Source organism: Microbacterium sp. Ru50, assembly GCF_002920555.1.
Taxonomy (GTDB): Bacteria; Actinomycetota; Actinomycetes; order Actinomycetales; family Microbacteriaceae; genus Microbacterium; species Microbacterium arborescens.
In genome coordinates, this window is sequence record NZ_PQSV01000006.1 from 84,407 (window position 1) to 91,248 (window position 6,842).

General features: G+C 70.6%; 5 protein-coding genes and 1 pseudogene. 1 reads left to right on the forward strand and 5 read right to left on the reverse strand.

What is annotated here, in order from left to right; genetic code table 11:
- Nucleotides 1-30: 30 nt before the first annotated feature.
- Genes C3481_RS15390 through C3481_RS15405 form a run of 4 tightly spaced genes read right to left on the reverse strand, consistent with a single transcriptional unit; the run spans nucleotide 31 to nucleotide 4,504 of the window.
- Nucleotides 31-1,329 (reverse strand): glycosyl hydrolase, encoded by a 1,299-nt coding sequence (locus C3481_RS15390; protein ID WP_219817675.1) that lies wholly within the window; start codon nucleotides 1,327-1,329, stop codon nucleotides 31-33.
- Nucleotides 1,330-1,377: 48 nt separating this feature from the next.
- Nucleotides 1,378-2,286 carry a carbohydrate ABC transporter permease gene (locus C3481_RS15395; RefSeq protein ID WP_023954284.1) on the reverse strand — a complete coding sequence of 303 codons (909 nt, stop codon included), beginning with the start codon at nucleotides 2,284-2,286 and terminating at the stop codon, nucleotides 1,378-1,380.
- Nucleotides 2,283-3,224, reverse strand: a complete 942-nt coding sequence (locus C3481_RS15400) for a carbohydrate ABC transporter permease (RefSeq protein WP_083990490.1) — start codon at nucleotides 3,222-3,224, stop codon at nucleotides 2,283-2,285. Before C3481_RS15400 ends, C3481_RS15395 begins: the two co-directional genes overlap by 4 nt.
- 8 nt (nucleotides 3,225-3,232) lie before the next feature.
- Nucleotides 3,233-4,504 carry an ABC transporter substrate-binding protein gene (locus tag C3481_RS15405; protein WP_219817676.1) on the reverse strand — a complete coding sequence of 424 codons (1,272 nt, stop codon included), beginning with the start codon at nucleotides 4,502-4,504 and terminating at the stop codon, nucleotides 3,233-3,235.
- A 108-nt stretch (nucleotides 4,505-4,612) separates the two neighbouring features.
- Here C3481_RS15405 and C3481_RS15410 point away from each other — a divergent pair, with 108 nt between their 5' ends.
- Complete coding sequence (locus C3481_RS15410; protein WP_081731794.1) at nucleotides 4,613-5,653, forward strand: LacI family DNA-binding transcriptional regulator; 1,041 nt, start codon at nucleotides 4,613-4,615, stop codon at nucleotides 5,651-5,653.
- 458 nt (nucleotides 5,654-6,111) lie between these two features.
- Here the strand turns inward: C3481_RS15410 and C3481_RS16820 are convergent.
- A pseudogene (locus C3481_RS16820) lies at nucleotides 6,112-6,798 on the reverse strand (glycoside hydrolase domain-containing protein); the annotation flags it as partial.
- Nucleotides 6,799-6,842: the final 44 nt, after the last annotated feature.

Sequence of the window (6,842 nt, forward strand, 5' to 3'; positions counted from 1 at the left end):
TCGGTCGGGCGGTCGGGCGGTCGGATCGTCTCAGGGCATGGTGGCGGCGGCGCCACCGCCGAGGACCGGCGCGGCGGTGGCGCCGGCGCCGGCATCCACCCGCTCCATCCTCTCGATCCCGCGGGCGGCCAGCAGCGCGTCGTCGGCCTGGCGCGAGGCGAGGACGACCTGCGGGCCGCGGCCGTCGCGCTCGGCGGCGCGCACCCAGGCTTCGAAGAACGCGCGGCCGGGGGCGCATTCCGCGCGGTGGGGGCGGGTGTCGTCGAGCACGAGAGCGACGGGCGACGGTGCGGGCCGGGGCGCTCCGCGCAACTCGCGGGCGAGCTCGGCGAAGCGGCGGCCCGTGGGTTTGACCACGCCGTCCTCGTCGATCAGCCCGAGGTCGTACTCGACCGGCGGGAAGTCGAGCATCGAGCGCGCGACGTCGTGCGAGCACCACCACGTGATGCCGGAGAGGACGGGGACGTCGGCGGCGCGGCGCACCGTCTGTTCGAGGAAGTCGGCGGCGTCGTCGCGATCGACGACCGTGACGGGGGCCCCGACCTCCTGCAGCCAGACGGGGCGGTCGGCCAGGGCGTGCCAGGCGGCGGCGAGCTGGACGAGGTACTCGCCATGCCGCACCGACCCGGCACCGAGGCCGCCGTGGCGCTGCGCCGCGCCGTTGAAGACCCACGAGTGGACGACGGTCTCATCTCCCTGCTCGGCCGCATGCCGCGGGAGGAAGGGCTGGCGTTCGTCGTACCAGGTCGCGTCGTAGGCGGCGTGCGTGATGAGGCCCGGCGCGCTCTCGCGGGCGACGCCCAGCAGCCGCACGAGCCACTCCTCGGCCTGCGCCTCGTCGATCGGGTGCGGGTGCGGGTGCGGCCGGGCCGCGAACTGGTTGACCTCGTTGCCGAGGGTGAGCCCCATGACGTTGGGGCGCCCGCGCAGAGCCTCGCCGAGGGCCCGGAGGTACGCCTCCTCCCCCGCGAGGGCGACGGGGTCGGTGAAGATGTTGCGCTCGTGCCACGTCGTGACCCACGCGGGCAGGAAGTCGAAGCTCGACAGGTGACCCTGCAACGCATCGACGTTGACGTCGAGATCGAACTCGGCCGCGGCATCCACCACCTCGCCGATGTCGGCGAGCGCCGCCGGGCGCAGCAGGCCCCGGTTCGGCTGGACGAGCTGCCACAGCGGGAAGAGCCGCACGTGGTCGGCCTCGAGCCCGGCGATCGCCTCGAAATCGCGGCGCACCTCGTCGAGGTCGAGGTCGAGCCACGCGTGGAACCAGCCGGAGCGGGGCGTGTAGTTGACGCCGAATCTCAGTGCGGGGTGGATCTGGGAGGTCATGGGGCCTTCCGGGGTCGGGGACGAGGGCGAGAGGATGCGGGACGGGGCTCAGCCCTTGACCCCGCCCTCCTCGACGCCCTTGAAGAAGTGGCGCTGCAGCGCCGCGAAGACGATCGCGATCGGGATGAACGCGATCATCGAGCCCGCGGCGATCATGCGCTGGTCGTTGGAGAACGTGCCCGACAGGTACTGCAGGCCGATCGTCAGGGTGAACTGGTCGGGACTGGTGAGCACGATGAGCGGCCAGAGGAAGTCGTCCCAGGCGCCGATGAAGCTGAAGATCGCGATGACGGCGACCGTTCCCTTCACCGACGGGAGCGACACGCTCCAGAACCGCTGTAGGGCGTTCGCACCGTCGATGATCGCCGCCTGGTCGATCTCTTCGGGCAGCACCCGGAACGCGTTGTACATCAGCAGCACGTTGAGGGTCGCGACCATCCCCGGCAGCGCGACGCCGAGAAGCGTGTCGGCGAGGCCGAGGTTCCGGATCGTGACGAAGTTCGCGATGATCGTCGCCTCGCCCGGCAGGATCAGGGTGGCCAGGAACAGCCCGATGACGATCTTGCGCCCCCGGAACCGCAGGCGCGACAGCGCGAAGCCGGCCAGGGTCGAGAAGACGACGTTGCCGCCGACGGCGAAGACCGCGACGAACAGCGAGTTGCCGATGAACTGCCACACCGGGATCGCGTCCATGACGCGCGCGTAGTTGTCGAGCGTGGGCTGGCTCGGCCACAGCTGCGGGATGCGGGTGTAGATGTCTTCGCTCGTGCTCTTGAGCGACGTCGACAGCTGCCAGAGGAACGGCCCGATGCTGATGAACAGCACGAACACCAGCAGGGCGTAGCGCGCGACGATCTCGCGGGGACGCATCGACCCGAATCCGCCGCCGCGGCGCCGCCGCGGTTTTCCGACCGGCACGGGCCCCAGCTCGGCCTGCTCACGGGTGACGGTGCTCATTCGCTTCTCCTGCTGTTGATCTTGGCCAGGACGAGCATCGGCACGAGGGTCACGAAGAACATGAGGATGCTGAGCGCACTCGCGTAGCCGAGATCGCCCGAGAACCCGCGGGAGTACTGCTGGATCAGCATGACCATCGTCATCGCCTCTCCGCCGGCTCCGCCCGTTCCCCCGGTCATGATGAACACCTCGCTGAAGACGCGGAGCGCGGCGATGCACACCAGCACGGCGATGAGGAACATCGCTCCGCGGACGGCGGGGAGGGTCACGGAGAAGAAGCGGCGCACGGCGCCGGCACCGTCCATCGCCGCGGCCTCGTGCAGGTCGCGGCTGACGTTGCCCAGGGCGGCGAGGTAGATGATCATGTAGAACCCGAGCCCCTTCCACACCGTCAGGCTCACGGCGCTGAGGATGATGAGCCAGCGGTCGGTGAGGAAGGGCAGCGGCTGCTGGATGATCGACATCGCCTGGGCGAGTCCGTTCACCAGCCCGCGGTCGTCGAGCATGAAGGTCCAGATGAGGGCGACCACGACGGCGGAGGCGATGACGGGCGTGTAGAACGCGGTGCGGAAGAACGCGATGCCGGGCAGCTTCTTCTCGACCAGGAGCGCGATGAGCAGCGGGAGGATCGTCAGCAGCGGCAGGCACACGAGCATGAACACGACGCTGTTGAGCAGCGCGCCCATGACCTGGTCGTCGCGGAGGATGAGCTCGAAGTTGCGGAATCCGACGTACTGCTCGTTGCCGCCGAGCGGCTTGGCGTTCGTGAACGCCATGCGGATCGTGTTGAGCGAGGGCCAGATCGAGAAGACCGCGAGCCACAGCAGGGCCGGGGCGAGGAAGAGCCAGGGCGTCCAGGCGCGCGTCGCCCTCGCGGGTCCATGTCCGGCCCCCGCGGCCGGGGCGACCCCGGCCGCGGGGAGGTTGGTGACGGTCATGGCCGGGCCTACTGGCGTGCCAGCAGGTCGTTGAGCTTCTCGACCGACTTGTCGAGCGCCTCCTGGCCCGAGATGTCGCCGCGGATGGCCAGGGCGATCTGCTGGTTCAGGTAGTCGTTCATCGCGCCGTTGACCGAGTAGGGCGTGAGCACCTCGGCGGTCTTCAGCGACTCGAAGCCGGTGATGCGGGCCTTGGCGGAGGGCGTGCCGTCGTCCTCGGTGAAGTAGGGGTCGGCGTCGGATCCCTGCGTCGAGGGGAACACGTTCGCGATGTGCGCGAAGGCGTTCTGGTTCTCGGCGTTCGTGATGAACTCCGCGAAGGCCAGCGCCGCGGCGAGGTTCTCGCTGCCGGCCGCCACGCTCACGCCCTGCACGTACAGGGGCGAGATGTTCAGGGCGGGGCTGATGGCGACGTTGCCCTTCAGGCTCGGGTTGTTCTCCTCGAACGAGTCGATGGCGGTCGCGCCCCCGGTCGTCCACGCGACCTTGCCCTGCGTGAACAGCTGCGCGTTGCCGAGGTAGTCGGCGTTGAGCACGGTCGGCGGCATCTCGCCGTTCGCGTACGCCTTCGCGTAGCGGTCGACCAGCGCCGCAGCCTCGGGGGTGTTGAAGACGAACTCGGTGCCGTCGTCGTTGAGGATGTCGATGCCCTCGAGGGTGAAGTCGCCGATGCCGGGCACGCGGCTGATGAGGTAGTTGTCGGGGCAGGCGTCCGCCATCGTGGCCGCCTGGGCGAAGAGCTCGTCGGTCGTCTGGGGCGGGTTCGCGGAGTCGAGGCCGCACGCGTCGAGCTGGGTGGAGTTCCAGTAGTTGACGTCGGTGCCGAGGTACCAGGGGTAGCCGTACACGCCCTCGACGCCGTCGAAGCGGTAGGCGTCGACCGACCCCTCGAAGTAGGTCGACTCGAGGTCGGTGGCTGTGCTGACGTCGTAGAGCAGGTTCTGCTTCGCCAGGGGCAGCGCGAAGTCGGGCGGCAGGTTGATGACGTCGGGAAGCGTGTTCGTCGACGCCTGCGAGAGCACCTTCTCGGAGTATCCGTCGCCGGGCTGGTCGAGCAGTTCGACGGTGACGTCGGGGTACTTCTCCTCGAAGGCGTCGATGACGCCGTCGAGGTACTCGGCGTAGGTGGGGGTCAGCGACCAGGTCTGGAACCGGATCGAGCCCGCGACCTCGCCGTCGGGGTCCGAGCCGGCTCCGGTCCCGCTCGAGCAGCCGGCCAGCAGCGCGGTGGCGGCGAGCAGTCCGAGCCCGGCGACAGCCGGTGTGCGCAGGTTCCTCATGGTGTGCAACTCCTTCGTATGCAAACGGTGCGACGGGGTATAGCCTGAGCAACTAAACCGAGTAAGTCAAGGATGGACTTATCCGGTTCAGTTCTCGAGGAGGAGCGGATGTCGACACCGCGGAAACGGGCGACCATCGCCGACATCGCCCACCGGGTCGGCGTGTCGAAGGCGGCGGTGTCGTTCGCGCTCAACGACAGACCCGGGGTCAGCGCCGAGCTGCGTGACCGCGTGCTCGCCGTCGCCGCCGAGCTGCGCTACCGCCCCAACTCCGCCGCCCTGGCGCTGGGACGCTCGCGCGTCGACGTCATCGGCCTCGTGATCAACCGCCCCGCCCGGACCCTCGGCACCGAGGCGTTCTTCCCCGAGCTGATGGCCGGCATCCAGGCCGGGCTCTCCGAGACCCACACCGGGCTGCAGACCCTCGTCGTCTCCTCTCTCGAGGAGGAACTCGCGGCGTACAGCACCTGGCAGGCGACGCAACGGGTCGACGGGGTGATCGTCGTCGACCCGCGCCGGGACGACGCCCGCATCGCGCTCCTGGCCGAGCTCGACCTGCCGGCGGTGCAGATCGGCAGCCATCCGAGCACGGACGCCGCGATCCCGAGTGTCTGGATCGACGACCACGCCGTGGCGACGGCGCTGTTCGAGACCCTCTTCGACCTCGGGCACCGCCGCGTCGCGCATGTGACGGGCCCCCTCGACTTCGAGCACACCGAGCTGCGCCGGTCCGCCCTGAGCGAGTGCGCCCGGCGCTACGACGCCCCGCCGCCGATGTCGATCGAGACGGACTACTCCGCGGAGCAGTCGGCCGAGGCCACGCGGGCGCTCCTCGGCGGCGACGAGCGGCCGACCGCGCTGGTCTACGACAACGACGTCATGGCCCTCGCGGGGCTGCGCGTCGCACAGGAGCTCGGCGTCCCGGTCCCCGCCGCCGTATCGGTCGCGAGCTTCGACGACTCGATCGCGATGCGGCTCGTGCGCCCCTCCATCACCGCGCTCACGCGCGACACCTACGCCCTCGGCGAGCTCGCCGCCCGGACGCTGATGGAGGTCATCGGATCGGACGCCCCGGTAGCGTCCGTGGCTGCGGCCCCGCCGGCGCTGTCGGCCCGCGAGAGCACGGCGCCCGCGAACGCCTCCACCTGAGCGAGGTCGATCCGGGATGTCGCTTCGAAGCGCACGGCCGCGAGGGGCGCCCCGGCATCGCCCCGCACGGCGAAGGGGCGCGTCTGCGATGCGGTCTCGAAAGCCTCGTCGACGCGCTCGTCGAGCTCGCGCCACTTCCCCGAGACGGTGCGCCCGCGCAGCCGCCAGGATGCCGTCGCCGGTGGGCCTGCCGGGGTGACGGTGTAGAGGCCGACGCCCGCGGACGTTCGCAGGGGAAGCTCGACGGCGTCGCCGGGTTCGAGGCGCAGGACGGTGTCGCCGGTGTCATCGGTGACCGAGCGCGGCCTGACCTCGAGCAGGTCGTCGAGCGGCTCGGCCGCGAACTCGGTGCTGAACGATGTGGGCCGCGTCTGCCGGGCCCACCCCGTCGGCTCGTCCGAGAGCACCACCTCGATGCGCTCGGCGCCGCGGACGACCGCCGCGGGCACCGCGACGCTCTCCCACGCCCGCCCGTCGATCCGCACCTCGCGGATGTAGGGCAGCCCGGCGCCGGTCGTGATGATCTCGAGCGGACGCCCGCGTCCTTCGGGATGCAGCACGACGCGGGGCAGCAGGGGCGGCGTGAGCACGAACTCGCCCGAACCGGGCACGAGCGGGTAGAGGCCGAGGACCGCGAAGAGGTACCACGCCGACATCTCGCCGTTGTCCTCGTCGCCCGGGTACCCCTGGCCGATGTCCGATCCGACGAACAGCCGGTCGCGGGCCTCGACGACGATGCGGTGGGCGTCGTCGTGCCGCCCGGCGAAGCAGTACATGAACGGGATGTGGTGTGCGGGCTGATTGGACAGCCCGAGCATGCCCATGCGGACATCCCGCGCCTCGCTCATCTCGTGGATGACGAAGCCGTAGGATCCGACGAGGCCCGGGTCCGCCGTCTCGCGCGTCGCGAAGAAGACGTCGAGCGCGGCGCCGAGCGCGGCCTCGCCCCCGTGCAGCGCGGCGAGCCCGGCACCGTCGTGCGGCGCGGTGAACATCGTGCCCCACGCGTTGGTCTCGGTGTAGTCGTGCCCCCACTCGGCGGGGTCGAAATCCTCGGCGCGCACCCGCCAGTCCCCGTCGGGGCGTCGCCCGAGGAAGAAGCCGAGATCGGTGTCGCCGTGCCGGCGGAGGCCGGGACGGAACACCGAGCGGTAGGCCAGCGCGCGGCGCCCGAGGTACTCGGCTTCGG